General features: G+C 30.2%; 29 protein-coding genes. 27 read left to right on the top strand and 2 right to left on the bottom strand.

Annotation, left to right across the window (positions count from 1 at the left end):
• The first annotated feature begins 2 nt into the window (after positions 1–2).
• From mreC to AMN81_RS03280, 10 genes are all read left to right on the top strand, one after another.
• The gene (gene mreC, locus AMN81_RS03325; RefSeq protein WP_072090702.1) at positions 3–851 is read left to right on the top strand and encodes a rod shape-determining protein MreC; all 849 of its coding nucleotides are present in this window, start codon (positions 3–5) and stop codon (positions 849–851) included.
• Positions 851–1,369 (top strand): rod shape-determining protein MreD, encoded by a 519-nt coding sequence (gene mreD, locus AMN81_RS03320; protein ID WP_072090701.1) that lies wholly within the window; start codon positions 851–853, stop codon positions 1,367–1,369. The genes mreC and mreD overlap by 1 nt, the downstream gene beginning before the upstream one ends.
• A complete protein-coding gene (mrdA, locus tag AMN81_RS03315) occupies positions 1,362–3,284 on the top strand; it encodes a penicillin-binding protein 2 (RefSeq protein ID WP_072090700.1) in 1,923 nt (640 codons plus the stop codon). Before mreD ends, mrdA begins: the two co-directional genes overlap by 8 nt.
• Complete coding sequence (gene rodA / locus AMN81_RS03310) at positions 3,285–4,409, top strand: rod shape-determining protein RodA (protein ID WP_072090699.1); 1,125 nt, start codon at positions 3,285–3,287, stop codon at positions 4,407–4,409. It begins immediately after the preceding gene.
• A 63-nt stretch (positions 4,410–4,472) separates the two neighbouring features.
• The gene (locus AMN81_RS03305) at positions 4,473–5,714 is read left to right on the top strand and encodes an NAD(P)/FAD-dependent oxidoreductase (protein ID WP_072090698.1); all 1,242 of its coding nucleotides are present in this window, start codon (positions 4,473–4,475) and stop codon (positions 5,712–5,714) included.
• On the top strand, positions 5,715–6,617 hold the full coding sequence (locus AMN81_RS03300; protein ID WP_072090697.1) for a DMT family transporter: 903 nt from the start codon (positions 5,715–5,717) through the stop codon (positions 6,615–6,617).
• Positions 6,610–7,560 (top strand): D-2-hydroxyacid dehydrogenase family protein, encoded by a 951-nt coding sequence (locus AMN81_RS03295; protein WP_072090696.1) that lies wholly within the window; start codon positions 6,610–6,612, stop codon positions 7,558–7,560. The genes AMN81_RS03300 and AMN81_RS03295 overlap by 8 nt, the downstream gene beginning before the upstream one ends.
• A 3-nt stretch (positions 7,561–7,563) precedes the next feature.
• On the top strand, positions 7,564–8,463 hold the full coding sequence (locus tag AMN81_RS03290) for a histone deacetylase family protein (protein ID WP_072090695.1): 900 nt from the start codon (positions 7,564–7,566) through the stop codon (positions 8,461–8,463).
• Entirely contained in the window at positions 8,460–8,834 is a 375-nt protein-coding gene (gene msrB / locus AMN81_RS03285; protein ID WP_072090694.1) for a peptide-methionine (R)-S-oxide reductase MsrB, read from the top strand. Before AMN81_RS03290 ends, msrB begins: the two co-directional genes overlap by 4 nt.
• A 5-nt stretch (positions 8,835–8,839) precedes the next feature.
• On the top strand, positions 8,840–10,072 hold the full coding sequence (locus AMN81_RS03280; RefSeq protein WP_072090693.1) for a YbiU family protein: 1,233 nt from the start codon (positions 8,840–8,842) through the stop codon (positions 10,070–10,072).
• On the opposite strand, the gene grxC is transcribed toward AMN81_RS03280, so the two are convergent.
• Both grxC and AMN81_RS03270 read right to left on the bottom strand, forming a co-directional pair.
• On the bottom strand, positions 10,069–10,326 hold the full coding sequence (grxC, locus tag AMN81_RS03275) for a glutaredoxin 3 (protein WP_072090692.1): 258 nt from the start codon (positions 10,324–10,326) through the stop codon (positions 10,069–10,071). The two genes, AMN81_RS03280 and grxC, sit on opposite strands and share 4 nt — an antisense overlap.
• A 3-nt stretch (positions 10,327–10,329) precedes the next feature.
• A complete protein-coding gene (locus tag AMN81_RS03270) occupies positions 10,330–10,626 on the bottom strand; it encodes a TIGR03643 family protein (RefSeq protein WP_072090691.1) in 297 nt (98 codons plus the stop codon).
• A 117-nt stretch (positions 10,627–10,743) separates the two neighbouring features.
• Between AMN81_RS03270 and AMN81_RS03265 the strand changes: the two genes are divergently transcribed.
• From AMN81_RS03265 to AMN81_RS03185, 17 genes are all read left to right on the top strand, one after another.
• The gene (locus AMN81_RS03265) at positions 10,744–11,358 is read left to right on the top strand and encodes a LysE family translocator (RefSeq protein WP_072090690.1); all 615 of its coding nucleotides are present in this window, start codon (positions 10,744–10,746) and stop codon (positions 11,356–11,358) included.
• Between the two features lie 87 nt (positions 11,359–11,445).
• Complete coding sequence (locus AMN81_RS03260) at positions 11,446–12,684, top strand: amino acid ABC transporter substrate-binding protein (RefSeq protein WP_072090689.1); 1,239 nt, start codon at positions 11,446–11,448, stop codon at positions 12,682–12,684.
• Positions 12,685–12,748: 64 nt separating this feature from the next.
• Positions 12,749–13,642: a branched-chain amino acid ABC transporter permease gene (locus tag AMN81_RS03255; protein ID WP_072090688.1), complete on the top strand. Its 894-nt coding sequence runs from the start codon at positions 12,749–12,751 to the stop codon at positions 13,640–13,642.
• Positions 13,639–13,821: a hypothetical protein gene (locus AMN81_RS03250; protein WP_072090687.1), complete on the top strand. Its 183-nt coding sequence runs from the start codon at positions 13,639–13,641 to the stop codon at positions 13,819–13,821. Before AMN81_RS03255 ends, AMN81_RS03250 begins: the two co-directional genes overlap by 4 nt.
• Positions 13,808–14,860: a branched-chain amino acid ABC transporter permease gene (locus AMN81_RS03245; protein WP_072090686.1), complete on the top strand. Its 1,053-nt coding sequence runs from the start codon at positions 13,808–13,810 to the stop codon at positions 14,858–14,860. The genes AMN81_RS03250 and AMN81_RS03245 overlap by 14 nt, the downstream gene beginning before the upstream one ends.
• Positions 14,857–15,597, top strand: a complete 741-nt coding sequence (locus tag AMN81_RS03240; protein WP_072090685.1) for an ABC transporter ATP-binding protein — start codon at positions 14,857–14,859, stop codon at positions 15,595–15,597. Before AMN81_RS03245 ends, AMN81_RS03240 begins: the two co-directional genes overlap by 4 nt.
• Positions 15,597–16,382, top strand: coding sequence for an ABC transporter ATP-binding protein (locus tag AMN81_RS03235; RefSeq protein WP_072090684.1), 786 nt, complete (start codon positions 15,597–15,599; stop codon positions 16,380–16,382). Before AMN81_RS03240 ends, AMN81_RS03235 begins: the two co-directional genes overlap by 1 nt.
• Positions 16,382–17,086: an AzlC family ABC transporter permease gene (locus AMN81_RS03230; RefSeq protein ID WP_072090683.1), complete on the top strand. Its 705-nt coding sequence runs from the start codon at positions 16,382–16,384 to the stop codon at positions 17,084–17,086. The genes AMN81_RS03235 and AMN81_RS03230 overlap by 1 nt, the downstream gene beginning before the upstream one ends.
• Entirely contained in the window at positions 17,076–17,399 is a 324-nt protein-coding gene (locus AMN81_RS03225; RefSeq protein WP_072090682.1) for an AzlD domain-containing protein, read from the top strand. Before AMN81_RS03230 ends, AMN81_RS03225 begins: the two co-directional genes overlap by 11 nt.
• Before the next feature lie 38 nt (positions 17,400–17,437).
• The gene (glaH, locus tag AMN81_RS03220) at positions 17,438–18,349 is read left to right on the top strand and encodes a glutarate dioxygenase GlaH (protein ID WP_072090681.1); all 912 of its coding nucleotides are present in this window, start codon (positions 17,438–17,440) and stop codon (positions 18,347–18,349) included.
• Between the two features lie 137 nt (positions 18,350–18,486).
• Positions 18,487–19,182 (top strand): hypothetical protein, encoded by a 696-nt coding sequence (locus AMN81_RS03215; protein WP_072090680.1) that lies wholly within the window; start codon positions 18,487–18,489, stop codon positions 19,180–19,182.
• A 113-nt stretch (positions 19,183–19,295) separates the two neighbouring features.
• Complete coding sequence (locus AMN81_RS03210; protein WP_072090679.1) at positions 19,296–20,063, top strand: pyrroline-5-carboxylate reductase; 768 nt, start codon at positions 19,296–19,298, stop codon at positions 20,061–20,063.
• 5 nt (positions 20,064–20,068) lie between these two features.
• Positions 20,069–20,857 carry an ABC transporter ATP-binding protein gene (locus AMN81_RS03205; protein ID WP_080986905.1) on the top strand — a complete coding sequence of 263 codons (789 nt, stop codon included), beginning with the start codon at positions 20,069–20,071 and terminating at the stop codon, positions 20,855–20,857.
• Positions 20,857–21,564: an ABC transporter ATP-binding protein gene (locus AMN81_RS03200; RefSeq protein ID WP_072090678.1), complete on the top strand. Its 708-nt coding sequence runs from the start codon at positions 20,857–20,859 to the stop codon at positions 21,562–21,564. Before AMN81_RS03205 ends, AMN81_RS03200 begins: the two co-directional genes overlap by 1 nt.
• Before the next feature lies 1 nt (position 21,565).
• Positions 21,566–22,576, top strand: a complete 1,011-nt coding sequence (locus tag AMN81_RS03195; RefSeq protein WP_072090677.1) for a branched-chain amino acid ABC transporter permease — start codon at positions 21,566–21,568, stop codon at positions 22,574–22,576.
• 35 nt (positions 22,577–22,611) lie between these two features.
• Positions 22,612–23,943, top strand: a complete 1,332-nt coding sequence (locus AMN81_RS03190) for a branched-chain amino acid ABC transporter permease (RefSeq protein ID WP_072090715.1) — start codon at positions 22,612–22,614, stop codon at positions 23,941–23,943.
• Positions 23,944–24,019: 76 nt separating this feature from the next.
• Complete coding sequence (locus AMN81_RS03185) at positions 24,020–25,189, top strand: MFS transporter (RefSeq protein WP_072090676.1); 1,170 nt, start codon at positions 24,020–24,022, stop codon at positions 25,187–25,189.
• Positions 25,190–25,193 lie beyond the last annotated feature (4 nt).

Here is a 25,193-nt window from a genome sequence, read left to right as displayed (position 1 = left end):
AAATGGCTACTGGCAGAGATGATTTTGTAATTGCCATTAGGTCAGCTTTCTTAAAAAAAAAAGATAAACAAAAATTTTCTTTACTAACTTTAATTATTTTATCAATTTTTGTAATTGTTCTAAGTAATTTTAATTTTAAAGCAATTCAGGTTATCAAATTAGGAATTAATGAAGTAATTTATAGATCTTCTTATATTGCATCAATTCCAGAAAAAAAAATTGGAGGGTTAATTTCTGAAATAAAATCTTATTATGATCTACATGAAAGTCATCAGAAAGAATTAATTAAAATAGAAAATATAGAGCAAATCAAATTACATAATGATTATTTAACTGCAGAAAATAAAAAACTTAGAGAGTTGATTGATGAAAGCATAAGTTCAGAAGAAATATTTGCTAGAGTTTTAATTGACAAAGACAGTCCATACTTAAAATCTGTAGTTCTAAATAAAGGCACTAAAGATAAAGTCAAAATTGGAATGGCTGTTATTGATGAGGTTTATTTAGTTGGTCAAATAATTGAGGTAAATTATACTAATTCTAGAGCATTATTATTATCTGATCTTAATAGTAAAATACCGTCTGTTTTAGAGCCAGAAGATATACAGGCAGTAGTTTCTGGAACAGGAAGTGATTACGGAAAAATTGAACATACCCAGAAAGACTATGCTCAAGGTTTTGAAAATAAAGAAATTATTGCTTACACTTCTGGTCTTGGGGGCTTGTTTAAGCCCGGCATACCAATTGGAAAAATTGATAATGCGTCTCAGGGAAAAATTAATTTTTTTTCTGATTTTACACAACTCAACTATGTAAAAATAGTTTCTTATAAAATAGGTGGAGAAGAATAATGTCGTCACTTAACAAAAGTTCTTTTTTAAGAATATTTTTATCTTATCTGCCTTTGATAATGTTATTTTTTTCAGTATTTAATGAATTTGATTTTAATTACTTAAAACTTGATTATTTTGCGTTTAATTTTGTTCATTTATTGCTTTTTTTTTGGACTTTAAGAAATCCTGATCAATTAGGTTATCTAGCAATTTTCTTTGCAGGTATAATTAATGATGTTGTAATAGGAGTACCAATAGGAATAAGTAGTTTTTGCTATCTTGTTCTTTGCTCAGTAACAGCTTATATCAGAAATATTACTTTGTCTCCAAACTTTATAAAGGATTGGATATCATTATTATTTACAATTTTATTAATAAATTCAATTCAAGTAATTATTTTAGATTTAGTCTTTTTAATTAAAGTTGATTATACAAATTATTTGATTAACACAGGTTTTACTTTCTTATTTTATCCAATATTTTTTTTATTTTTTAATTTTTTAAACGAAAGAATTTCATATCAAACAAATGATTAAATCTAATTCAGGAATAAGAAAAACTGACGTAATAAATAGGCGTATGTTCATTGTTGGAGCAGCAAAAATTTTAGTTTTTGTTGGCATTGTTGCACGTTTATTTTCTCTACAAATAAACGAAAATAAAAAATATCTAACTCTCTCAGATAAAAATAGAATAAGGGAATGGAAACTTCCACCTACAAGAGGCAATATTGTTGATTATTTTGGAAATGTAATTGCAGGAAATTTAAAAGTTTATCAATTACACATAATTCCAGAGCAAGTTGAAAATTTCAATTATTTATTAGTAAGATTAAAAAAACTTTTAAATCTTAGTGATAAAAAAATTGCAAATATAAATAAATTAAAATCAGAACTGAAACCTTGGGATAGTATTATTGTTTCTGAAAATTTAAGTTGGAGTCAATTTGTAAAAATTAATAATTATTTATACGATCTTGTGGGTGTGAAGCCTGTGATGACAATCTCCAGAAATTATCCATTTAATGATGTATACACCCATGTTCTTGGATACGTAAGCCAACCCAATGAACAAGAAATTTTAGACAATCAAACTATCCAAGAAAGATTTGTGCCTGGGATGAAAATTGGAAAACTAGGCTTAGAGAAAAGACTTGAAAATCATTTAATTGGAACAAATGCCATTCAAAGATATGAAGTTAATGCTTATGGTAAAAGAATTAATCAACTTGAGCATCAAAAGGGTGAGCAAGGATCAAAAATACGTTTAACTGTAGATACAGAAATACAAAAAGCTTGTGGAGAATTGTTAAATGAAAAAGCAGGATCCATAAGTGTAATGGATATTTATACTGGAGATATAATAGCTATGTATTCATCTCCATCTTATAATCCAAATTTATTTTTATTCGGAATAAGTCAAGATGAGTGGCAATTAATTAGAAATAATCCATTAAAACCACTAATAAACAAAACCCTTTCGGGTCTATACTCACCAGGTTCAACGATAAAACCTATCGTTGCGCTTTCAGCTTTAGAAAACAAAGTAATAAATACGAAGTTTAAAGTTAAATGCACTGGAAAAATGGAGCTTTATGGACAAACATTTCACTGTTGGAAGGAAAAGGGACATGGTTGGGTTAGTCTGAAAAATGCCATGAAACAATCTTGTGATACATATTTTTATGAGGTTGCTAGGTTATTAGGTGTTGATAGATTAAACATTACAGCCGAAAAGTTTGGCTTAGGTAAAAAAGTTCTCGGCGATTATTTTGATAATGAAAAAAAAGGATTATTTCCAAATACAAAATGGAAAAAAAATAATCTTGGTAAAGGCTGGGTATTAGGAGAGACCTTAATAACAGGTATTGGACAAGGCTATATACAATCAACTCCTTTACAACTTTGTATGATGACTGCACAAATTGCAAATGGAGGATATGCCATAAAACCAAAAATAATTGTGGACAGCAATCCAGTTTCTTATGAAGATGCAAAACAATCAATGGAAAGTGGCTTATTATTTGATACCGACTCCGAGGTATTGATAGACAAAAAGTTATTTAAAGATAAAAAAAATATTAAGATTATTCAAGAAGCAATGTTTGCTTCAACAAATGAGAGATTTGGAACCTCATATAAATCAAGAATTGATGACCCTAAATATCAATTTGTAGGAAAAACTGGAACAGCTCAAGTCAAGAGAATTAGCAAAAGAGAAAGGGAATTAGATTTAGAATTAGAGCAAATACCATACAAAGATAGAGATCATGCGTTATATGTTGCTTATGGTCCTTATATAAATCCAAGATATGCATTAAGTATAATTGTAGAACATGGTGGCTCAGGAAGTAAGGCTGCAGCGCCTATTGCAAAAAAACTATTTAAATTAATTATTGATAGACATGATTTGAGAAACAAACAATCAAATTTTGAAAGGATTACTGTTTAAATGTTTCAACACGATAGATTGAGTAATGAGATTACATTATTTCAAAAAATGAAAAACTTAGACTATATATTATTGATTTCCATCATCCTCCTTTCTGTATTAAGTGTTTTTGTTATGTATTCTACAGATGGAGGTGAAATACTTTTTCATACTAAAAATCATTTTGTAAAACTTGCAGTTTTTTTTCCTTTAATGATTTTTGTAGCTTTCTTTAACATAAAATTTTGGCACAATTTTTCATACTTAATTTACTTTATTGTAATACTTTTATTAATTTATGTTTCATTTTTTGGAATTAAGTCATCTGGTTCACAAAGATGGATGGATCTTTATTTATTTGTTCTACAGCCCTCAGAACTTATGAAAGTAGCTATTATAATGTGTCTCGCAAAATATTATCACAGATTAAAAATAGAAAATGTTAATTCATTTACTAGTATAACAATAGTTTTGTCGATAATATTAATTCCTATTATTTTTGTAATTTCTCAACCGGATCTTGGTACCTCGATATTAATAGCTTTAAGTGGATTAATTATTTTGTGGTTAGGAGGAGTAAAAATAAAGTACTTTATTTACTCATTTATTACTTTTTTGATTTCGTTACCTTTTATAATTTCATTTCTTAAACCATACCAGAAACTGAGAATATTAACTTTTTTAGACCCAGATAGAGATCCCTTAGGTGCTGGATATCAAATTATACAATCTAAAATAGCCATAGGCTCAGGTGGCCTTGATGGAAAAGGTTTTTTAAAAGGTACACAAAGTTATTTGGATTTTTTACCTGAAAAACATACAGATTTTATATTTACTTTATTTTCAGAGGAGTTTGGTTTTATAGGTTCTGTTGGCCTTTTAATATTATACTCAATAATAATTTTTAGAATTTTACGAATAGGATCTATTTCAAGAAGTAACTTCGCTAGACTTTTTTGTTTTGGTTATGCGTTTGCAATATTTATTTATATTGTTGTAAATTTATCTATGGTTCTAGGTTTACTACCTATAGTTGGTTCTCCATTGCCAATAATGTCCTATGGAGGTTCTTCTATGTTGGCTACAATGATTGGCTTTGGCATAGTTTTGAGTGCCAAAATCAATCATAAACAAATGATTGCATAAAAAAATTGAAATTTGCATAATTTGTCACTCTGATCAATTAATTTTTACTTGTATAACAATTTCATGAATAAAAAACTTAAAGTAGGAATAGTTGGAGCAGGAATTCAAGGTGTATCTAATGCTTTGTTTCTTCAAAAAAAAGGTTTCAATGTAACTATCTTTGACAGAGAGAACCCAGGTAGTCATGTAGCTTCTTATGGTAATGCAGGTCACTTTTCGCCTTATGCGTCTCTTTCTTTAAACAGAACTGATGTTTTAGCAGATGTGCCCGCTATGTTGCTTAGTTCTTCAGGTCCACTTGCTTTAAAATGGAATTATGTACCTAAAATGATTCCATGGTTTATAAAATTTATAATGAATACTACCAAATCTAAGATGATGCATACTGCTAAAAATATGCATCAAATTTTAGATTTAGCTTTACCTGCTTATGATGAATTATTTGAAGAGATAGATTTAGAAGGTTTGGTTGAAAACAAAGGAATTCTTTATATATGGAACGATAAAGATTTAAAAAGTAGAGAATTAGAAATTAAAGTAAGAGATGAATTAGGTGTTGAACAACAATTAGTTACCAAAGCCGAAATACACGATCTTGAACCACACATCAAACCATTTTACCATGCTGGCGTATATTATCCTTATGCAAGACATGCAAGAAATCCAAAAAAAATTCTTTTAAAATTATTTGATTTATTTTTGCAAAAAGGTGGAAAATTTAACAAAGTAAATGTTAAAGATATTAATTTTGATGAAGAAAAACCAGTTTTTAAAACTGAAACTCAAAGTTATGTTTTTGATAAAGCAGTAATAGCTTGTGGAGCTTTTTCAAAAAAATTAACAGATAATCTTGGTGAAAGAATTCCGTTAGATACAGAGCGTGGATATCATGTTCATTTTAAAAATTGTGATCATTTATTAACTAGACCTGTAATATTTTCCAACCGTGGATTTGGAATTACACCGATGGAACAAGGTTTAAGAGTTGTTGGAACTGTAGAATTTGGTGGATTAGATAATCCATTATCCAAATCAAGAGTAAAAAATTTGATAAATAATGCAAAATATATGCTTGGTGATTTACCTGAACATGAGGATGAGTGGCTAGGATTTAGACCAACTTTACCAGATTTTTTACCTGTTATGGGACCATCAAAAAATTATAAAAATATTTATTATTGTTTTGGGCATCATCATTTAGGATGGACTTTAGGTCCAATTTCTGGAAAGATTGTTTCAGGGATGATAGCGAACGAAAATACAAATTTAGATTTAAAACCTTATAGTTCGCTTAGATTTAGTTAAGTGACTAAAGATAATAATTTTTTAGCTTATTTATATCTATTTTTAACAGTAACTTTCTGGGCAGGAAATTTTGTAGTAGGTAAACTTGCAAGTTTTTATGAAGTTCCACCTTTTTCACTAAATTTTTACCGATGGCTTTTCGCTTGGTTGATTTTAGCACCTTTTACAATTCCTGAAATATTAGAGAAAAGAAATTATATAATTAAAAACTATAAGCTTTTCATTGTTTTGGGAATTACTAGTATTACAATATTTAATTCAATTGTTTATTACTCATTAAATTTTACTCAGGTGATTAGTGGAGTTTTAATGATTTCAACGATACCTGTGATGATCATGTTATTTTCTTCAATTTTAAAAATTGAAAAGACAAATATTTTTCAAATTATAGGGGTAGTATTTTCTTTTGTAGGTGTAATTATGATTATAACAAAGGCAAATATAGAGATATTAAAAAATTTAGATTTTAACAAAGGGGACATAACTATGGTTATAGCAATGTTCTCATGGGCTTTATATTCTACATTATTAAAAGGAAAAAAATATGAATTAACTCAAATATCATTACTTCAAGTAGTAATTACTTTTGGTTTAATATTTTTGATACCAGTTTATTTTATTGAATATCAAATTGGATTTAGAATTAATTTGGAATTGCCATTTATTTTAATTCTATCTTATGTAGTTCTGTTTCCAGGTTTAGCATCTTTTATTTTATGGATAAAAGGAATATCTATGATTGGTGCAAATCGATCGGGAGTTTTTTTACACTTAATGCCAATTTTGAGTGCAATAATGGCGATGATTTTTTTTAGTGAAAAATTTATGTTTTATCATATTTTAGGCGCTTGTTTTATTATTACAGGAATATTGTTATCAAATAAGAAAGTTAAAAATGCTTAAAGTCGCTATATTAGATGATTATCAAAATGTTGCTCAACAATTTGTAGATTTAGAAAAACTATCTGGAAAATATGAATTTAAGATTTTTAGCGAACCTTTTTTAGATGAAGCAGATGCAATTGATCAACTAGCTGATTTTGAAGCTTTGTTAATAATGAGAGAAAGAACTCCAATTACAAAAAATTTAATTGATAATTTAAATGATTTGAAATTTGTAATCACAAGTGGATTACGTAATAGATCTATCGATTTAGAGGCTGCTAAGAAAAGAAAAATTATAGTTTGTGGAACAGATATAAATATCAACCCAACGCCTGAGTTAACTTGGGCATTAATTCTTGGCTTGGCAAGAAACTTTAAAGAAGAGTTTGATAATATGTATCAAGGATATTGGCAAACTACTATTGGTGTAGAACTAAAAGGAAAAATTTTAGGTTTAATTGGATTAGGCAGGGTAGGCAGTGAAGTCGCTAAAATCGGAAAAGCTTTTGGTATGCAAGTAATGGCTTGGAGTGAAAATCTTAACTTAGATAAGTGTAAAGAATTAGATGTGCTACCTTGCAGTAAAGAAGATTTAATTACAAATTCCGATGTTCTTTCAATTCATGTTCAAGGAGGTGAAAGATATAAAGACTGTATTACTTTAAAAGAATTAGATAAAATGAAAAAAACAGCTTTTTTGATAAACACATCTCGTGGGCCTATTGTAAATGAGGATGATTTAATTATTGCTTTATCAACCAATGTAATTGCTGGTGCAGGAATTGATGTATATGAAAAAGAGCCTTTACCTGAAAATAATAAGCTTAGATTTTTACCAAATGCATTGCTTACTCCACACATTGGTTATGTTACAGCTGAAAATTATAGTATTTTTTATAATCAAATGATCGAAGGATTAGAGGCTTGTGTAAATGGAAAGCCTATCAGAGTTTTAGAGTAAAAAATGGAGCTACCTGTCGTTAATCATGAGGATTATTTTGCTAAAATTGGTGATGATCATAAATTTCCTATTAATAAATTTGGAGAATTAGCAAACTACTTAATCCAAAATAAAATAGTAAAAAAATTTCATAAACCTTCAGCATGTTCATTTGAAACATTAAGTTATGCACATTCCAAAAATTATATTTTTGATATTCAAAACAAAACTTTAAGTAAAGAGAGAGTAAAAAAAATTGGATTTCCTCTTGTAGATAGTGTTGTACAAAGATCTTTAGTTGCTACAGGTGGAACTGTGCTAGCATCTAAACTTGCAATAAATTATGGCATCTCATGTAATACCGCAGGTGGGAGTCACCATGCAAGTTATGACGGAGGAGCAGGTTATTGTGTATTTAATGATGTTGCAGTTGCATCACATTATTTACTTAATAGAGGTCTAGCTAATAAAATTTTAATCGTTGATTTAGATGTTCATCAAGGAAATGGAAATTCAGAAATTTTTAAAGATAATAGAAGTGTTTTTACATTTAGCATGCATTCAAAAACCAATTATCCAGCAAAAAAATCAAATAGCAATTTAGATGTAGAACTTGAGGATAATTTAGAGGATGAAGCTTATATAAAGACTCTCAAACATTATTTAAAACAGTTAAATCAAGAAAATTTTGATTTTGTTTTTTATATTGCTGGCGTAGATATTCATTTTAATGACAGATTAGGAAAATTAAAAATCTCTGACGAGGGTATTCAATTAAGGGATGAGCTTGTGGTAGAAAACTTTTTTTCAAGACGAATACCATTTTGTGGGGTTTTGGGCGGAGGTTACAATAAGGATTTCAATAAACTTGTTGAATTACATTCAATGTTACATCAATCTTGTGCTAAATATATAGGTTCATGACAAAAAAAATAAATCCAAATTTATCAGCAGAGCAAAAATTAATCTTATTTGAAGAAGGAACAGAGCTTCCAGGTTCTAGTGAACTTAATCATGAAAAAAGAGAAGGAAGTTTTCATTGTGTAAATTGTGGAGAAAAATTATTTGATTCAAAAACAAAATATGAGAGTGGTTCTGGTTGGCCTTCTTTTTATGAGTCTCTACCAGATGTGTTTGAAACAAAAACAGATCACCATTTAGGTTATGCAAGAACTGAATATCATTGTAAAAAATGTGGAGGTCATCAGGGTCATATATTTGATGATGGGCCCAAACCTACAGGAAAGCGATTTTGTAATAATGGAGTATGTTTAGTCTTTAAACCTAAGAGCTAAATATAATGTTCGAAAATATTGATATTAAAAAAGTTAAAGAAGAACTCAGAAATCACTCAAAAAATTACAGAGAAAATTTCGTTAAAATTGAAAAGTTTATAGAAGCTGAAATACAAGAAATATTAAATTTCAAAAAAAAAAATAAATCCATAATTCCAGAAATTAGTATTAATGAAATAGATCAAGACAAAACAAAAGTAATAGAAGATATAAAAAAAAGAGGATGTGTAATAATCCGAGATGTTTTTGAAGACAAATTTATTGAAAATTTAAATCTTCAATTAGAGAATTATATTGACGAAAATAATTATTATGAAGATCAAAAGAAGAAAGCTGATCTAGATAAATATTTTAGCGATCTTAAATCAGGCAAACCCCAAATATTCGGCCTTTATTGGTCCAAAGCACAAATAGAAATTAGACATTCAGAGCAAATGGCTAAAGTAAAAAAATGGCTTAATAATCTTTGGGTTTATAAAAATGTAGAATATGAGGTTTTTGATCCTAATAAAGAATTATCTTATGCAGATAGAGTTAGAAGAAGAGAGCCAGGTGATGATACTTTGGGGCTTTCTCCTCATTGCGATGCTGGATCTATTGAAAGATGGACTGATAGTCATTATCAAAAAATTTATAGAGATATATTTTCTGACAACTTTGAAAAATATAATCCATTTGAAGCAAAATACAGAGATAAAACAATAGAGTTTGAGTCTCCTGCAGTTGCACATGTTTTTAGAACTTTTCAAGGTTGGACAGCTTTAACAGAACAAGGTCCTAACGATGGAACCTTACAATTAATACCAATTGCTAAAGCAATGACATATGTTTTAACAAGAGCATTGCAAGATGATGTTCCTGAAAATGAATTGTGCGGATCAAAACTTGGTAGAGCATTATCTGTAAATAAAGATTATCATTCATTACTTTTAAAAGGTTTAGTTTCAATTCCAAAAATGAAACCAGGTGATACTGTTTGGTGGCATCCAGACGTCATACATGCTGTTGAAGATAAACATTCAGGAAAAAATTATTCTAATGTTGTTTATGTTGGTGCAACACCTTATTGTAAAAAAAATCTTGATTATACAATAAAACAATCAAAAAAATTTCTAGAAGGTAAAAGCCCACCAGATTTTTCTGCTGAAGATTATGAAATAAATTATAAAGGAAGAGTTAAGTTAGAAGATTTAAGTTTATTAGCAAAGAAACAGTTAGCTTTAGAGGAATGGAGTTAATTATTTAAAAGATTTTGAAGTTTATTTTCTTTTTCTAAAGCTCTAACCTCATCATAACCACCAATATGTTGGTCATCAAAAAAAATTTGTGGAATAGTTCTTTTACCATTAGCTTTTTTAATCATTTCATCCATTGCACCATCTACTTTTGAAATATCAATTTCATTATAGGGAGCATTATTTCTAGCTAATAATCTTTTTGCTGCCTCACAATAATTACATAGTGGGCCTGTATACATCGTAATTTTTTTCATAGGTTATAAATAGTCACCTTTTTTAATTTTACTAGTGATTTCTTTTCTAGAGTACTCGAATTTTTTTCGGTGTTTTATACTTTTTTGATTTACTCTTTTTCTCCACAATCTAAAAGAGGATGGTTTTAGAGATGTTCGCATAATTTTAATTACATCAGATTCTTTCTTCCCTGTTTTTTTTTCGATTTCCTCAAAAGTGATCCTATCTGCCCAGGCTGCCCAAATGATCCAATCGGGATCGTCCATTTTGGGCTCTGGGTTTTTGATTCTAGTAACCGGTCTGTGACCTTTTTTTTTCATAAATCCTTTATATTTGAAAAAAAAAATTAATGCATTTTTTTTAGCCTCTGATATTATGTATTAGATAGTCCTTCTTAGCCATCTTTAGCTCCCGGTTTTTAAGGACTATCTTTTTTTATGCTCCCCTTAGATTTCATTCTTTATCTTCAGATAATAATTTTTCTATTCATTACACCAGGAACTCCTAGAGTTGTGATTATCTCGTATTCAATGAATTATGGAGTTGGAAAATGTGTTTGGTCAGCATTAGGTGATGTAACAGCAAATTTTATTCAGGCAACTTTAGTAATTTTTGTAATAGGATCTTTTTTTTCTGAGAACTCAACAATATTAAATATATTTAAATGGATAGGAGTAATTTATATTTTATATCTTGCTTACGATATTTATAAATCACGTCCAAAAACTATTTCAAGTGAAGGTGAAATAAAAAAAAGTAACTTATCATTCTTTCGAGATGGTTTCTTGGTGGCTGGAACGAGTCCTAAAGCTTGGATGTTTTTTCCGTTTATATTTCCTCAATTTATTGACTTTAATTCAAATTTATTGGCACAATTTTTAATTTTAATTACAACTTACATTGTTTTAGATTTTTTATCTTTGATTGGTTATGCATTGCTTGCACAGAAATTAATTAAGTGGATCACTGCAAATCCAAAAACAATTAATACAATTTCTGCGAGTGTTTTAGTAATAATTGCTGGAATAATTGTTATAACTCAACAATATTAAATCATTTCTGGTCTTTATTGCCACTTGCATAAAATAAAATTTCTTTATTAAATCATCACATAATTAATTAATTAAAGAGGAAATAAAATGAGATTAAATAAAATAATTTTAAGTTTTGTTTCTGCATTAGTAATTTTATTTTCAACTTCGGTTGCATCTTTTGCAAAAGTAGTTGGTGACAAAATTATTTTAGGTGCTGCGATTTCCTTAACGGGTAAATACTCATCTAATGGTGTTCATACTCAAAATGGTTACAACATGGCCGTTGATAGAATTAACAGCATGGGTGGTGTTAAAGTTGGTGGAAAGACTTATAAGTTTGACATTATTTATTACGATGATGAATCAAACCCTAAGAGAGCTGCACAGCTTGCAGAAAGATTAATTTCACAAGATGGTGTTGAGTTTATGCTTGGCCCTTACAGTTCTGGTTTAACTAAAGCGATTGCGCCAGTGACTGAAAAATATGGTGTTCCAATGGTTGAAGCAAATGGTGCATCTAGATCTTTGTTTACAAAAGGTTACAAATATCTATTTGCTGTATTAGCTCCAGCTAACTTATATCTTGATGTTGCTATCGAAACTGCAGTTGAGTTAAATGGTGGAAAACCAGTTACAATTGCTCAAGCATTTGAACAAGATGCTTTTTCACAAGACGTTAGATTAGGTATTTTAGATGCTGCAGAAAGAACTGGTTCTAAAATCATAATCGACGATAAATTGCCTAAAGAGCTAAATGATATGGCTGCTACTTTGGTTAAAGTAAAACAAATGAAACCAGATGTACTTGTTGTTTCAGGTCATACAAAAGGTGCTTTAACTGCTATCAGACAAATTGCTGAAATGAAAGTTGATGTTCCAATGTTAGCTATGACACACTGTGATGCTGCAAAATTATCTAAACAGCATGGTAAAAATTCACAGTATGCACTTTGTGCTTCTCAATGGCACAAGTCACTAACTTATAAAGATGATTTCTTTAAAGATGGTATGACTTATGCTGCAGACTTTGAGAAAGAGTTTGGATATGATCCACCTTACCAATCTGCTGAGTCTTCAGCTGCTTTATTGGTATTCAAAGATGCATTTGAAAGAGCAAATTCTTTCGATCAAAAGAAAGTAAGAGATGCTCTTGCAGCTACTAACATGCAAACATTCTATGGAAATATCAAATTTGCACCTGGTGGTCAGAACGTTGACAAGCCGATGGTACTATTCCAAGTAATGTGTGATGCTTCAGGAAAATGTGAAAACAAAGTTGTTGCTCCTTTAAAATGGGCTTCTGCTAAGTTGATACATCCAATTCCTAAGTGGTCAGAAAGATAAATTAAAATATTAAGGCCCCCTAGTCATAGGGGGCTTTTTTTTATATAAACCAAAAATACTTTTTATGGATTTTCTTGTATTTCAATACCCGATGATAACTCTTCAAGCTTGCTTAGATGGTATTTTGTTAGGTGTTTTGTTTGCATTGATTGCATATGGAATGGCACTTCAATGGGGTGTAATGAACATAATTAACATTGCTCAAGGGGACCTTGTTATTTTAGGAGGATACATTGCATACTTTATGTATCTCTACGGTATTCATCCAGCATGGGGAGTAATTGTTGCACCAGTTATAATGTATTTTGTTGGTATAGCGATTTATAAACTCGTAATTAATAAAGTGGTAGATAGAGATCTATTTATCTCTATTTTAGCGACTTTTGGAATAAGTATTCTTTTCATGCAATTAATGAATTTTGCATTTGGTGCAGATGTTGTTCTTGCCAACTCTGGTTATGGAACAACAATGTTGTTTGATAACAACGTTGTGTTGCCTAATTCAAAAATATTTTCAGCTTTTATAAGTATTGTATTTGCTATTTGTTTAGTTATTTACATGAAAAAATCTAAGCTTGGCCGAGCTATTAGAGCTACAGCTCAAAACGCGAGAGCTGCAAAAATTTTAGGTGTTGATACAGAAAAGGTTTATGCTGCAACATTTGGAATAAATGCTGCTCTTTGTGGTGTTGCAGGAGCATTAATTTCAATAACATTTACTATCCATCCTTATATGGGATTACCTTACACAATTAGATCTTTCATGATCGTGATTGTTGCAGGATTAGGAAACTTACCTGGTGTTGCAATGTCGGGAATGGGATTAGGAGTTTTTGAGGAGTTTGCAGATTATATATTGGGTACAGAATTTAGAATTGGTTCAGTATTTTTATTATTAGTTTTAATCCTTGTTTATAGAAGATTTAAACTTTCTAGAAAAAGAGAGTACTTAAAATGAGAAAGGTTAAAATTAATGATAATCAAGGTAAATCAATTGAAGTTGATATAGACAAGTTTAAAAAACATTTAGATGAATATCATTCATCAGGATCAAGTGTTCACGATGAGGATGGTCATTATTTTACAGTAGATCAAAATTTCAGGGATAAAATTAACAGTTTATATGAACAAAAATAATTTAATATTATACATAGGTATACTAATTTTTGGGTTAGCTGCTCCTTTTGTTTTTCCAGCGTTTAAAGTTCAATTGTCAATTCTTTGCATATTAATAGTTCTAGCAACTACTTGGAATATTCAAGGTGGTGAGATGGGTTACAATACTTTTGGTAATATTTTGTTTTATGGATTGGGCATGTATTTGTGCGCCTCAGTCCAGGTTGGGATGTTTTTTCCATTAGCTGAATGGACAGAAAGTGGTGGTGAAAAAACTTTCGTTCATACTCCAGCTCAATTTTTTCAAGGTATGGCTATGGGACTTGTCGTTGCTGCCGTGGTACCAACAATTGTTGCTGGCTTAATTGGATATGCAATTTTAGGATTAAGAGGTCACTATTTTGCTATTTGTACTCTAGGATTGGGTGTAGCGGCGGGAGAAATATCTGGAGGAATTGAAATTATTGGAGCAGGACAAGGTTTTACCACTCCACCTTTTCCCAATGTAGGAGGATTAGAAGCTAGAGGAGAGTTTTTCTATTTTTTAAGTTTCTTAGTTTTGATTCTTACCTTTATTGCTGTCAAAGCAATCTACTCTACTAGATTCAAGTTAATCTTAAATGCAATCAGAGATAATGAGGATAAAGCGGAAGCAATGGGAATAGAAACAATGAAATATAAAATTATTGGTTGGATGATATCTGCTTTCTTCTGTGGTTTAGCAGGTGGTATTATGGGTGGTTTAGTTGGATACATAGACTCAACTGATGTTGCATTTGATGGACGAGAAATGGGAGTGTTTATGGTTCTAATGGCAATACTAGGTGGTAAAGGAACTTTATGGGGACCTGTTATTGGCGCAACTATATTCCATGTATTTAAAGAAGGTTTTTGGACATTCTTCTTAGGTTGGCAGTATGTAGCTTTAGGAGTTTTAATTGTAGTAATTGTTATTTATTTCCCAGAAGGATTGATGGGTTGGTTAAGAGAAAAATATCCAGAAAGATTTGGAGAAGTAGTTGATGAAGCGGACCGAAAGGCACAAGTAGAAATAAAATGAGTATTCTTGAAGTAAATAATGTCAGTAAATCTTTTGGAGGAGTAAAAGCTAACGTTGATATTTCTATGTCTGTTGAAAAAGGAAAAATAGTTGGATTAATCGGTCCAAATGGGTCTGGAAAGACAACATTGTTTAATTCTATTGTTGGAACGTATCCTATTGATCAAGGATCAATTAAATTTAATGGTAAGGAGGTATCAGAGCTTCCAGTACCAGTTATAGCTAAACTTGGTTTATTAAGAACTTTTCAACAAACAAGAATTTATGGAAAATTAAATTGTATAGATAACATGCTTATCAGTCATAAAGGTAGCGATGAAAGCATATTAAAATTATTTTCAAAAATCCCGCAGGAATTAAGTGAAAAAGCAGAAAATTTATTGAATTTTGTTGGACTATATCAAAAAAGAAAATTAAGAGCTGGAGATTTATCTTTTGGACAACAAAAGCTTCTTGAGCTTGCTATGGCATTAATGAATGAGCCAGAAATGCTTTTATTAGATGAGCCTACTGCAGGAATTAATCCTACTTTGATCAATGGAATTATTGATAGATTGATAAAAGTAAATCAAGACTTTGGAATTACTCTTTTAGTTATTGAGCATAACATGAGAGTAATAATGCAATTAGCAGAGAATATATTTTGTTTAGCTCACGGTAAAATGTTAGCTAATGGTTCACCAGATGAAATTAAAAATGATAAGCGTGTTATCGATGCTTATTTAGGAGCTCAATAATGTCAAATCAATATGAAGTTTTAGGTAAAGCTCCAACGCCAGAAGATTTAAAAAAACTGTCTCCAAAAGAAATTCATTTAACAATTAAAAATTTAAGTGCCGGTTATGGAAAAATGGAAATTTTGCATAACTTTGATCTATTTGTAAATAAAGCACAATCATTATGTTTGATTGGTCCAAATGGAGCAGGTAAATCTACAATACTTCATTCAATTTATGGTTTTACAAATATTTTTTCAGGTCAAATAGAAATAGATGGAAAAGAAATTACTAATCTAACACCTGCTGAAAAATTAAAGTCAGTTGGTATAGCATATATTTTACAAGATAATTCAGTTTTTCCAGACATGACAGTTGAGGAAAATTTATTAATGGGCGGGTATATTAAAGATAAAACAGAGGAATCATTTCATGAAGCAGAAAGAATTTTAGAAAAATATGAGAGATTAAGAAATAGAAGAAACCAACCTGCAAAAGTATTATCTGGTGGTGAAAGAAGATTATTAGAAATATCTAGAGCTTTAGTTATGAAACCATCTGTATTATTGGTTGACGAACCTTCAATTGGTTTAGAACCTAGATATATTGATATGGTTTTTGAAATTTTAAGAGATCTTCAGCAAAATGAAAAGAAAACTATAATTCTAGTTGAGCAAAATGCCAAAAAAGGTCTAGAATTTGCAGACATAGGATACGTTTTGGTATCAGGACAAACTGCAATAGCCGGCAAAGGGGACGAGTTGTTACAAAACCCAGATGTTGGTAGACTATTTCTTGGTGGTTAATGATTAATAAAAAAATTTTCTTTAAAGGATATAAATCAATTTTAGCTCACGATAGTCCTGCAATTGCTTTAGGCTGCTGTTTTATTGCAATTGGTGCACTTCTTAAAAATTTAGGATTTAATATTCAGGAAAGTATTTTTTCAACAATGTTGACTTATGCCTTGCCAGGATCCTTAGTTATGGCTGAGTCTTTATTAGTTGGGGCATCACTGTTAAATATTTTTTTAGCAGTTTGGTTTGTAAATGCTCGTTTATATCCAATGGCTGTCTCTTTATTTCCACTAATGATGCATAAAAATCAACCAAAATGGAAATATTACTTTTCATGTCATTTTATAGCTGTATCCGCTTGGTTGATTATGAAAAGTAATTACAAATCAATCCCTAAAGAACAAAGAATTGATTATTGGATAGGAATAGGAAGTGCCACTTGGAGTGTTGCTGTCTTAGGTACTTTTATCGGTTTTTATTTTTCAGAGTTTCTCAATAAAGAAATAATGATGGGTTTAGCAATTTTAAATCCTATTTATTTTTTGTGCATGATGGTTGGAGCGTCTAAAACAATCCAAATTACATTATCAGTTTTGTTGGGGGCTATATTGGGACCAATTTTTTATTTTTTTTCACCAGAGTGGTCGATTCTATTTGGTGGTGTAGTAGGTGGAACAGCAGCTTATCTAATTGGAGAAATAAATGTCAGTTAGTATAGTTTATGCAATTTTGGTTACTTCGCTTGCAACTTTTTTATCAAGATTTCTTGGAGCTGTAAGTTCTCAAGGAATAAAAGAAACTTCAAAAATTTTTAAATGGTTTAATTGTTTAGCTTATGCAACTTTAGCTGCTTTGATAGCAAGAACAATTATTTTTCCTGTAGGAGTTTTAAATGAAGCTGGATATTTAATAAGACTTACTGTTGTTATATTGTCTCTAGGAGTTTTTTTTGTTTCAAAAAGAAACTATGTATATCCAACAATTTTTTCTGCAGTCTGTATGGCTGTATTAGCAGGTTTTTTTTAATAAAATTGATTAATTGACTAATTTGGTTATTATTTATTATGGAAAAAATATCTGGTGTAGATGTACAGGAGCACGAAAAATCAAAAAGAATTTTAAATATTAGATTAAATAATGAAATAATTGAAAAATTAATTTTTCCTTTTAATAAATTTGACATAACTGCTTTAGAACTAAAACCTTTTACTCGATTTACTATCGCAAAAAGTTTAGATGATTTGACTGATAATAAGCTTAGTAAGTTAATAAATTCTATAATTAGAGATAGATCTAAAGGATGTTTAATAATTGGTCCAAAAAACATTTCTTCAAATATAAATGCTGATTTTTTAGTAAAATTCTCTACTGCAGTTTCACATTTAATTGGAATTCCTAATCATGATAATATGACAGGAAAATATTATGCAAGATTTGTTGTGAAACACGAAGATAGTAGCGACTCGTATTTAAGAAAAGCATATAGAAATATGGATCTTCATACTGATGGAACATATGTTAAAGAAGTTACTGATTGGCTATTGATGACTAAAATTGACGAGCAAAACGTGCAAGGTGGGGCGACAGCTATGTTGCATCTTGATGATTGGGAACATTGTCATGAATTATACAATGATCCAATCGGTAGACAAAACTTTACTTGGGGATCACCAAAAAGTAAGAATGTTGAGTACAAAGTAGAACATCCAGTTTTTTCTTCTGATGAAAATGGAAAACCTATAATTTCTTACATTGATCAATTTCCTGAGCCTAAAAATATGGAACAAGGAATTTTTCTGCAGAAACTATCAGACACGCTAGAGGAAAGTAAAAATAAAATTATTACAAAATTACCTGTTGGATACTCGATTATTGCTAACAATTATTTTTGGCTTCATGGAAGACAACCATTTGTTGAAAATCAAAACTTATTGAGAGAATTGCTTAGAATTAGGGGAAAATTTAGCCAAAATTAACTTGAAAATGAGAACAATATAGAGTGTTGTATTTTTGCAATACTTTAAATAAATGATGTAAACTAGCTATTTTTATGACATATTTATTCTCATAACATGTTATTAAACGCCATTAACTTATATATAAGGATTCGAATATGAAAAAACTAAACACAATATTAGCTGCAGTAGGTGCTTTATTGATGTTATCAGTTACAAGCGCAAATTCAGTAGAATTTAAGGCCGGTGTATCTGCTAACGGAATGGCTGCTTACGCAAATGCTAAAGAAACGCTTAAAGACAGCAATCGTATCACTAATGAGGAAGCTGTATTAGCTACTTCTTTTGCTTCTGCATTCGTAGAGGTTTCAAGTGAAGAAATTATGGGATTAGGAATAGGTATTTCTTACGCTCCAGAAGTAGTAGATCTTGAAAAAGAAACTAGAACTATTCAAAATGTTTACGGAACAGGAGATAGTTCTGTAAATGACTCTGGTGACCAAGTACTTAATGGTAAAGTTTCAGATTTAGCTAGCATATATTTAACAATGCCAATTGGAGATACAGGCGCATATGTTAAAGCTGGTTATATCCAAGCAACTTTAATCACTTCAGAAAGTTTAGCTACTGGTTCAAAATATGAAGATATTGATTTAACTGGTACACAAATTGGTGGTGGTGTCGAAGGATCACTAGGTGATATGGCCTTCTGGAGAGCAGAAGGTACAATGCAAATGTGGGAAGATATAAGCGCAAGTGGTAGTGAAGCAGGAGCTTCAACTGGTCAAAAAAACAAAATCACAGCTGAATTAGGTTCTGTTATGGGAACTGTATCAGTAGGGATGAAGTTTTAAGTATATCTAAACTACTAATTAACTAGAAATTTAAAAAAACCCCCTCTGGTAGGGGGTTTTTTTTTAATCTAAATTTAAACACTTGATGGTAAAAATATCATATAATTAAAGTTATGAATTTAGGTTTTATTGGAACAGGGACAATTGCAATAGCTGTTATTAAAGGTATATTTAAATCAAATATTTCTTTCAAGAAAATCTATATCTCAGAAAGAAATAAGAAAAATTCTCAAAAATTAAAAAAAATATACAATAAAGTTTTAGTTTTAAAAAAAAATCAAGAAATTATAGATAAATGTGATTGGGTATTTTTGTCAGTTACACCATCAGTTGGAAAAAAAATAATTAAAGAATTAAAGTTTAAATCAAGTCAAACGTTAATTAGTTTTATTTCAACGATAACTTTATCAGAATTAAAAAAAGCAGTAAAAGTAAAAGCAAAAATTGTAAGAGCAATACCCCTACCACCTATATCTTTAAAAAAAGGGCCAGTGCCTATTTGTCCACCAAATTCAAAAGTAAGAAAATTTTTTGATCAACTCGGAACAACCGTAGAAATTAAAAATGAAAAATCATCTATTAACTTCTGGTCAACATCAGGAATGATGGCACCCTTTTATGAGATATTGAGAGTGATGACTGATTGGTTAGTAAAAAGAGGAGTAAAAAGGAATAATGCTCAAAAATATATTACTTCTTTATTTTTAGCTTTATCTGAAGATGCATTTGAAAATTCAAAAGATAATTTAAAAAATTTAGTCAAAGAATCCCAAACACCCAAAGGATTGAATGAACAGGGTATTAAAGAATTAACTAAAGCTGGATTTTATAAATCTCTAGAAAAAACTTTAAATAGTATTCACAAAAGATTAAGTAAATAAATTGAATGTCTGAAAATATTTTAGAGATTAATAATTTAACTAAATATTTTGGTGGATTAGCTGCTGTTTCAGATTGTTCAATTAAAGTAAAAAGAGGAACAATCACAGGTATCATTGGACCTAATGGATCTGGCAAAACAACTTTATTTAATTTGATTGCAGGAAACTTAAAATCTTCAGGAGGAATTGTTACTTTTGATGATGAAAATATTACAGATATGCCATCTTATGAGTTATTTTCTAAAGGATTGTTAAGAACATTTCAGATTGCACATGAGTTTTCAAATTTATCCGTTTTAGAAAACTTAATGATGGTTCCAGGAAACCAATCTGGGGAAAAAATAATGACAGCATTGTTTAAACCAGGTTTAGTTGCGCAAGAAGAAGCTGTAATTAAAGAAAAAGCCAAGGAAGTTGTTGAATTTTTAAATCTTGGACATCTTTCTAATGAACTTGCGGGAAATCTTTCAGGTGGACAAAAGAAATTATTAGAACTTGGAAGAACAATGATGGTAGATGCAAAATTAGTACTATTAGATGAAGTAGGGGCTGGAGTTAATAGAACTTTGTTAAAAGACCTTGGAACTGCAATAGAAAAGTTAAATAAAGAAAAAGGTTACACTTTTTGTATGATTGAACATGATATGGATTTTATTGGAAGATTATGTGACCCAGTGATTGTAATGGCTGAAGGTTCGGTTTTGTTTGAAGGAACAGTTGAAGAAGCAAAAAAAGATGAAAAAGTAATAGAAAGTTATCTTGGAAGAGGATCAAAATTAAAGGATACAAACTAATGGCTTACTTTGAAGGAATAAAAATGACAGGTGGTTATGGAAATGGTCCAGATATTATTAGTTCGTGTTCTGTAAATGTAAATAAAGGAGAAATAGTTTCTATTTTAGGTCCTAATGGAGCTGGTAAATCAACTGCTATGAAAGCAATGTTGGGTTTATTAAATTTAAAATCTGGATCAGTAATGATTGATGGAAAAGATATTTCGAAATTATCACCACAAGATAGAGTTAAAGAGGGTATTTCTTTCGTGCCTCAAACAAAAAATGTTTTTGCAGGCATGACTGTTGAAGAAAATTTAGAAATGGGAGCATTTCTTATGAAGGATGAAATTCAGAACATTATTGAAGAAATCTATGAATTGTTTCCAATTTTAAAAGAGAAAAGAAATCAAATGGTTGGAGAACTTTCAGGCGGACAAAGACAACAAGTTGCTCTTGGTCGAGCTTTAATGATTAAACCTAGTGTTTTAATGTTAGATGAACCAACTGCTGGTGTATCACCAATTGTTATGGATGAATTATTCGATCATATTGTAAAAGTTAAAAGAACGAACGTAGCTATTTTAATGGTAGAGCAAAATGCAAAACAAGCCTTAAGCATATCTGATAGAGGCTATGTGTTAGTTACTGGGGAAAATCGTTATTCAGGAACTGGAAAAGAATTGTTAGACGATCCAAGAGTAAGAAGCTCTTTCTTAGGAGGATAATATGGATTTTTTAAATGCTATAATTCTTTTATTAAATTATATTTTTATCCCCGCATTAACATACGGCTCTCAGTTAGCACTAGGTGCAATCTTTGTAACACTTATTTATGGAATTTTAAGATTTGCGAATTTTGCAACTGGAGACATGATGTCTTTTGGAACCATGGCTACAATTTTATTTACATGGTACTTTCAATCTTTAGGTGTTTCTTTAGGTGTTTTACCTACTGCTTTATTAGCTATCCCATTTGGAATTATTTTGATGATTCTATATATGCTTTTAATAGATAAATTTGTCTTCAAATATTATAGACATCAGAAAAGCCCTCCAGTTCAATTTGCAATGGTAAGTATTGGTGTCATGTTTGTAACACAAGCAGTGGTAAGAATTATTATTGGACCTAGTGACAGAAGATTTTTTGATGGAGAAAAATTTATTATTAAAGCTCGTGAATTTAAAGAGATGACAGGTTTAAATGAAGGTCTTGCATTAAAGTCAACTCAAGTAATAACTATTTTTGTAACTATAGTTTTAGTTTCTTTATTATTTTGGTTTTTAAATAGAACAAAAACTGGAAAGAGTATGAAAGCTTATTCAGATAATGAGGATCTTGCATTACTTTCAGGTATTGATCCAAAAAAAATAGTTTTAGTGACTTGGGTAATTGCAGGAATTTTAGCTACTATAGGTGGTGTTTTGTATGGTTTAGACAAAAGTTTCAAACCATTTACTTATTTTAACAATATGCTTCCTATCTTTGCTGCTGCAATAGTAGGTGGAATTGGAAATCCTTTTGGAGCTTTTTTAGGAGGATACGTTATAGCATTTTCTGAAATTTTATTAACTTATGCTTATAAAAAATTCTTTATGTATATTTTACCAGAAAGCATGGAACCGAATAGTCTAGTTCAACTACTGTCCACAGATTATAAGTTTGCAGTCTCGTTTTCAATTCTGGTAATAGTTTTAATTTACAGACCTTCAGGAATATTTAAGGGGAAAGTATTGTGAGAAAAAATCTAAATGTAATAGCAGCTTATAGTATCATGATGGTGCTTATTCTTATGGTTGGGATATTTCAATCTTGGAATATAGCTTTATCAATATTTAATCTTTGTTTGATTTCTGCAGTAATGACAATGGGTGCAAATATTCAATGGGGATACGCTGGTTTAATTAATTTTGGAATTATGGGCTATACAGCTTTAGGCGGTTTAGCTGCTGTATTGATATCAGTAGACCCTGTTCAAGAAGCTTGGAGGGCAGGAGGTTTTGATATTTTGATGTGCTTATGGCTTATCATTGTAATGGTTCTAGTTATTAGATTTATTTTGAAAAATTTTGAAAAATCAAAATTAAGAACTTATAGTATTGCAGCTCTTATCATAACAGGGATTATAATTATTAGAGTAACCGCAGAGCCAGGAATTGAAAAAATTGAAGCTGTAAATCCTGCAACAACAGGTTTTCTTGGAGGATTTGGATTACCAATAATTTTTTCATGGATAGTTGGAGCTCTTTTTGCAGGTGGGTTAGCATTTATAGTGGGAAAAGTTGCTCTTGGTCTTAGAGCAGACTATTTAGCTATCGCCACTCTTCTTATTTCTGAAATTGTTATTGCAATTATTAAACATGAAGATTGGCTCACGAGAGGTGTAAAAAATGTTATTGGTTTAAAGAGACCTGCACCTTACGAGGTAGATCTCCAAACTACCGATTGGTTTATTAAATTAGTTGAAAAGTTTAATTCAGGAAAATTAAGTGTAATTGAGAATTTAGCGGATCGTCAAGCTGCTTTAAACCAACTTGTTATTGAAGGTTCATCAATATTTGTAAAACTGTGTTATTCAGGATTATTCTTAGTAGTAGTAATTATTCTTTTAATTTTAACTCAAAAAGCTCTTTATTCTCCTTGGGGAAGAATGATGAGAGCAATAAGAGATAACGAGGAAGCTGCAAATGCAATGGGTAAAAATGTTGTTAAACAACATTTGTTAATTTTTATTTTAGGATCAGCTATTGTTGGAATTGCTGGTGCAATGTTGGTTACACAAGATGGTTTGTTTACACCAGGAAGCTATAGACCTATGAGATATACTTTCTTAATTTGGGTAATGGTAATTGTAGGAGGAAGTGGAAACAACTTTGGTGCAATTTTAGGAGGTTTCGTTGTATGGTTTTTATGGATTGAAGCTGCACCAATATCAATGTTTTTAATTAATTTCTTTACAGCAGGTATTCCTGAAACAAATGCAATTAAAGCTCATTTAATTGAAAGTGTTCCTTATTTCAGATTTTTGCTGATGGGATTAGGATTATTGTTTATAATGAGGTATCGACCTAAAGGTATACTTCCTGAAAAAATAGAAATAAAGTAAATCAAATGAAATATATTATATTAGGTGCTGCCGCTGCTTGGGCTTTGTATATAGCTGACAAGTATTTATTCTTTTAATGAATAAAAATCTTTCGTTACTTATTTTAAGCCAGATTTTCGCTTTTACAGCTGCACCAGTCACCGTTTTTTTAAGCGGTATAATTGGTTCAAAATTTAGTCCAATAAAATCTTTAGCAACTCTTCCAATGGCTTTGTCGGTTGTTGGAATTGCTTTATTTGCTTTTTTTGCTGCAAAGCTAATGAGTTTGATTGGACGAAAATTAGGATTTATTTATGCATCAATAGGTACATGTTTTGCATCTCTTTTAACAGCGTACTCAATAATAATAGAAAGCTTTGTCTTGTATAATTTAGGATGCTTTTTAATTGGCGGAGGAATAGCTTTTAGTCATCAATACCGCTTTGCAGCAGTCGAAGTTGTAGATAAGGATTATGCGCCAAAAGCAATTTCTATCATTTTATTAGCGGGAATAGGTTCGGCGTTTATTGGCCCAAATATTGCAAACATTTCGAAAGGATTTATTTCAGATCATATGTACGCAGGTTCTTATCTTGCTCTTGCAGTATTATCTATTTCATCAACAATATTTTTATTTTTTTTTCAGGAAACTAAAAAGACATCAAACAGTCAATATAAAACTGGAAGAAGTTTTTTAGAACTTATGTCACAACCTAGATTTCTACAGGCACTTGTAGCTTCTGCTTTTGCCTATGCTGTAATGACTTTTTTAATGACAGCCACACCTATAAGTATGCATTTGATGGAGAAAATAAGTTTGTCCAAAACTGGATTTGTTATTCAGCTTCATATAGCAGCCATGTTTTTACCTTCATTAGTTACTGGAAATTTAATTAAAAGGTTTGGTCATAGTAAAATTATGTATTTGGGAGTTTTAATGTTTTTAGTCACAATTATTACTAGTTTATTTGAACAAAATTTTATTAATTATTTGATTGCACTTATTTTTCTGGGTCTAGGATGGAATTTTTTATTTATTTCAGGAACAAGCTTACTTGTTTTGTGTTACAGAGAAGAGGAAAAATTTAGAGCTCAAGGATATAATGATTTGATCGTTTATACCATACAAGCAGCAGCGAGCTTATCTGCTGGAGTATTTCTTAGTTTAACTAGTTGGAAAACTATGAATTTAATATGTTTGATTTTTCTAATTATAATAACTCTATCTACTATAAGAGCTGATTTAAAAAAAAACCCCAGTAATTAAATTA

Source organism: Candidatus Pelagibacter communis (assembly GCF_001179845.1).
GTDB lineage: Bacteria > Pseudomonadota > Alphaproteobacteria > Pelagibacterales > Pelagibacteraceae > Pelagibacter > Pelagibacter ubique_Q.
Note: the sequence above shows the minus strand (reverse complement) of the source record. Positions and strands in the feature narration are given on the sequence as shown.

Excerpts from the sequence above, each read along its gene's own strand:
- AMN81_RS03190 (WP_072090715.1), top strand. The coding sequence starts at position 22,612 with ATGATGGTGCTTATTCTTATGGTTGGGATATTTCAATCTTGGAATATA.
- msrB (WP_072090694.1), top strand. The coding sequence starts at position 8,460 with ATGACAAAAAAAATAAATCCAAATTTATCAGCAGAGCAAAAATTAATC.
- AMN81_RS03205 (WP_080986905.1), top strand. The coding sequence starts at position 20,069 with ATGTCTGAAAATATTTTAGAGATTAATAATTTAACTAAATATTTTGGT.
- AMN81_RS03225 (WP_072090682.1), top strand. The coding sequence starts at position 17,076 with ATGTCAGTTAGTATAGTTTATGCAATTTTGGTTACTTCGCTTGCAACT.
- grxC (WP_072090692.1), bottom strand. The coding sequence starts at position 10,326 with ATGAAAAAAATTACGATGTATACAGGCCCACTATGTAATTATTGTGAG.
- AMN81_RS03255 (WP_072090688.1), top strand. The coding sequence starts at position 12,749 with ATGGATTTTCTTGTATTTCAATACCCGATGATAACTCTTCAAGCTTGC.
- AMN81_RS03215 (WP_072090680.1), top strand. The coding sequence starts at position 18,487 with ATGAAAAAACTAAACACAATATTAGCTGCAGTAGGTGCTTTATTGATG.
- mrdA (WP_072090700.1), top strand. The coding sequence starts at position 1,362 with ATGATTAAATCTAATTCAGGAATAAGAAAAACTGACGTAATAAATAGG.
- mreD (WP_072090701.1), top strand. The coding sequence starts at position 851 with ATGTCGTCACTTAACAAAAGTTCTTTTTTAAGAATATTTTTATCTTAT.
- AMN81_RS03235 (WP_072090684.1), top strand. The coding sequence starts at position 15,597 with ATGTCAAATCAATATGAAGTTTTAGGTAAAGCTCCAACGCCAGAAGAT.
- AMN81_RS03265 (WP_072090690.1), top strand. The coding sequence starts at position 10,744 with ATGCTCCCCTTAGATTTCATTCTTTATCTTCAGATAATAATTTTTCTA.
- mreC (WP_072090702.1), top strand. The coding sequence starts at position 3 with ATGGCTACTGGCAGAGATGATTTTGTAATTGCCATTAGGTCAGCTTTC.
- AMN81_RS03195 (WP_072090677.1), top strand. The coding sequence starts at position 21,566 with ATGGATTTTTTAAATGCTATAATTCTTTTATTAAATTATATTTTTATC.
- AMN81_RS03290 (WP_072090695.1), top strand. The coding sequence starts at position 7,564 with ATGGAGCTACCTGTCGTTAATCATGAGGATTATTTTGCTAAAATTGGT.
- AMN81_RS03295 (WP_072090696.1), top strand. The coding sequence starts at position 6,610 with ATGCTTAAAGTCGCTATATTAGATGATTATCAAAATGTTGCTCAACAA.
- AMN81_RS03185 (WP_072090676.1), top strand. The coding sequence starts at position 24,020 with ATGAATAAAAATCTTTCGTTACTTATTTTAAGCCAGATTTTCGCTTTT.
- rodA (WP_072090699.1), top strand. The coding sequence starts at position 3,285 with ATGTTTCAACACGATAGATTGAGTAATGAGATTACATTATTTCAAAAA.
- AMN81_RS03270 (WP_072090691.1), bottom strand. The coding sequence starts at position 10,626 with ATGAAAAAAAAAGGTCACAGACCGGTTACTAGAATCAAAAACCCAGAG.
- AMN81_RS03230 (WP_072090683.1), top strand. The coding sequence starts at position 16,382 with ATGATTAATAAAAAAATTTTCTTTAAAGGATATAAATCAATTTTAGCT.
- AMN81_RS03250 (WP_072090687.1), top strand. The coding sequence starts at position 13,639 with ATGAGAAAGGTTAAAATTAATGATAATCAAGGTAAATCAATTGAAGTT.
- AMN81_RS03200 (WP_072090678.1), top strand. The coding sequence starts at position 20,857 with ATGGCTTACTTTGAAGGAATAAAAATGACAGGTGGTTATGGAAATGGT.
- AMN81_RS03210 (WP_072090679.1), top strand. The coding sequence starts at position 19,296 with ATGAATTTAGGTTTTATTGGAACAGGGACAATTGCAATAGCTGTTATT.
- AMN81_RS03280 (WP_072090693.1), top strand. The coding sequence starts at position 8,840 with ATGTTCGAAAATATTGATATTAAAAAAGTTAAAGAAGAACTCAGAAAT.
- AMN81_RS03245 (WP_072090686.1), top strand. The coding sequence starts at position 13,808 with ATGAACAAAAATAATTTAATATTATACATAGGTATACTAATTTTTGGG.
- glaH (WP_072090681.1), top strand. The coding sequence starts at position 17,438 with ATGGAAAAAATATCTGGTGTAGATGTACAGGAGCACGAAAAATCAAAA.
- AMN81_RS03240 (WP_072090685.1), top strand. The coding sequence starts at position 14,857 with ATGAGTATTCTTGAAGTAAATAATGTCAGTAAATCTTTTGGAGGAGTA.
- AMN81_RS03305 (WP_072090698.1), top strand. The coding sequence starts at position 4,473 with ATGAATAAAAAACTTAAAGTAGGAATAGTTGGAGCAGGAATTCAAGGT.
- AMN81_RS03260 (WP_072090689.1), top strand. The coding sequence starts at position 11,446 with ATGAGATTAAATAAAATAATTTTAAGTTTTGTTTCTGCATTAGTAATT.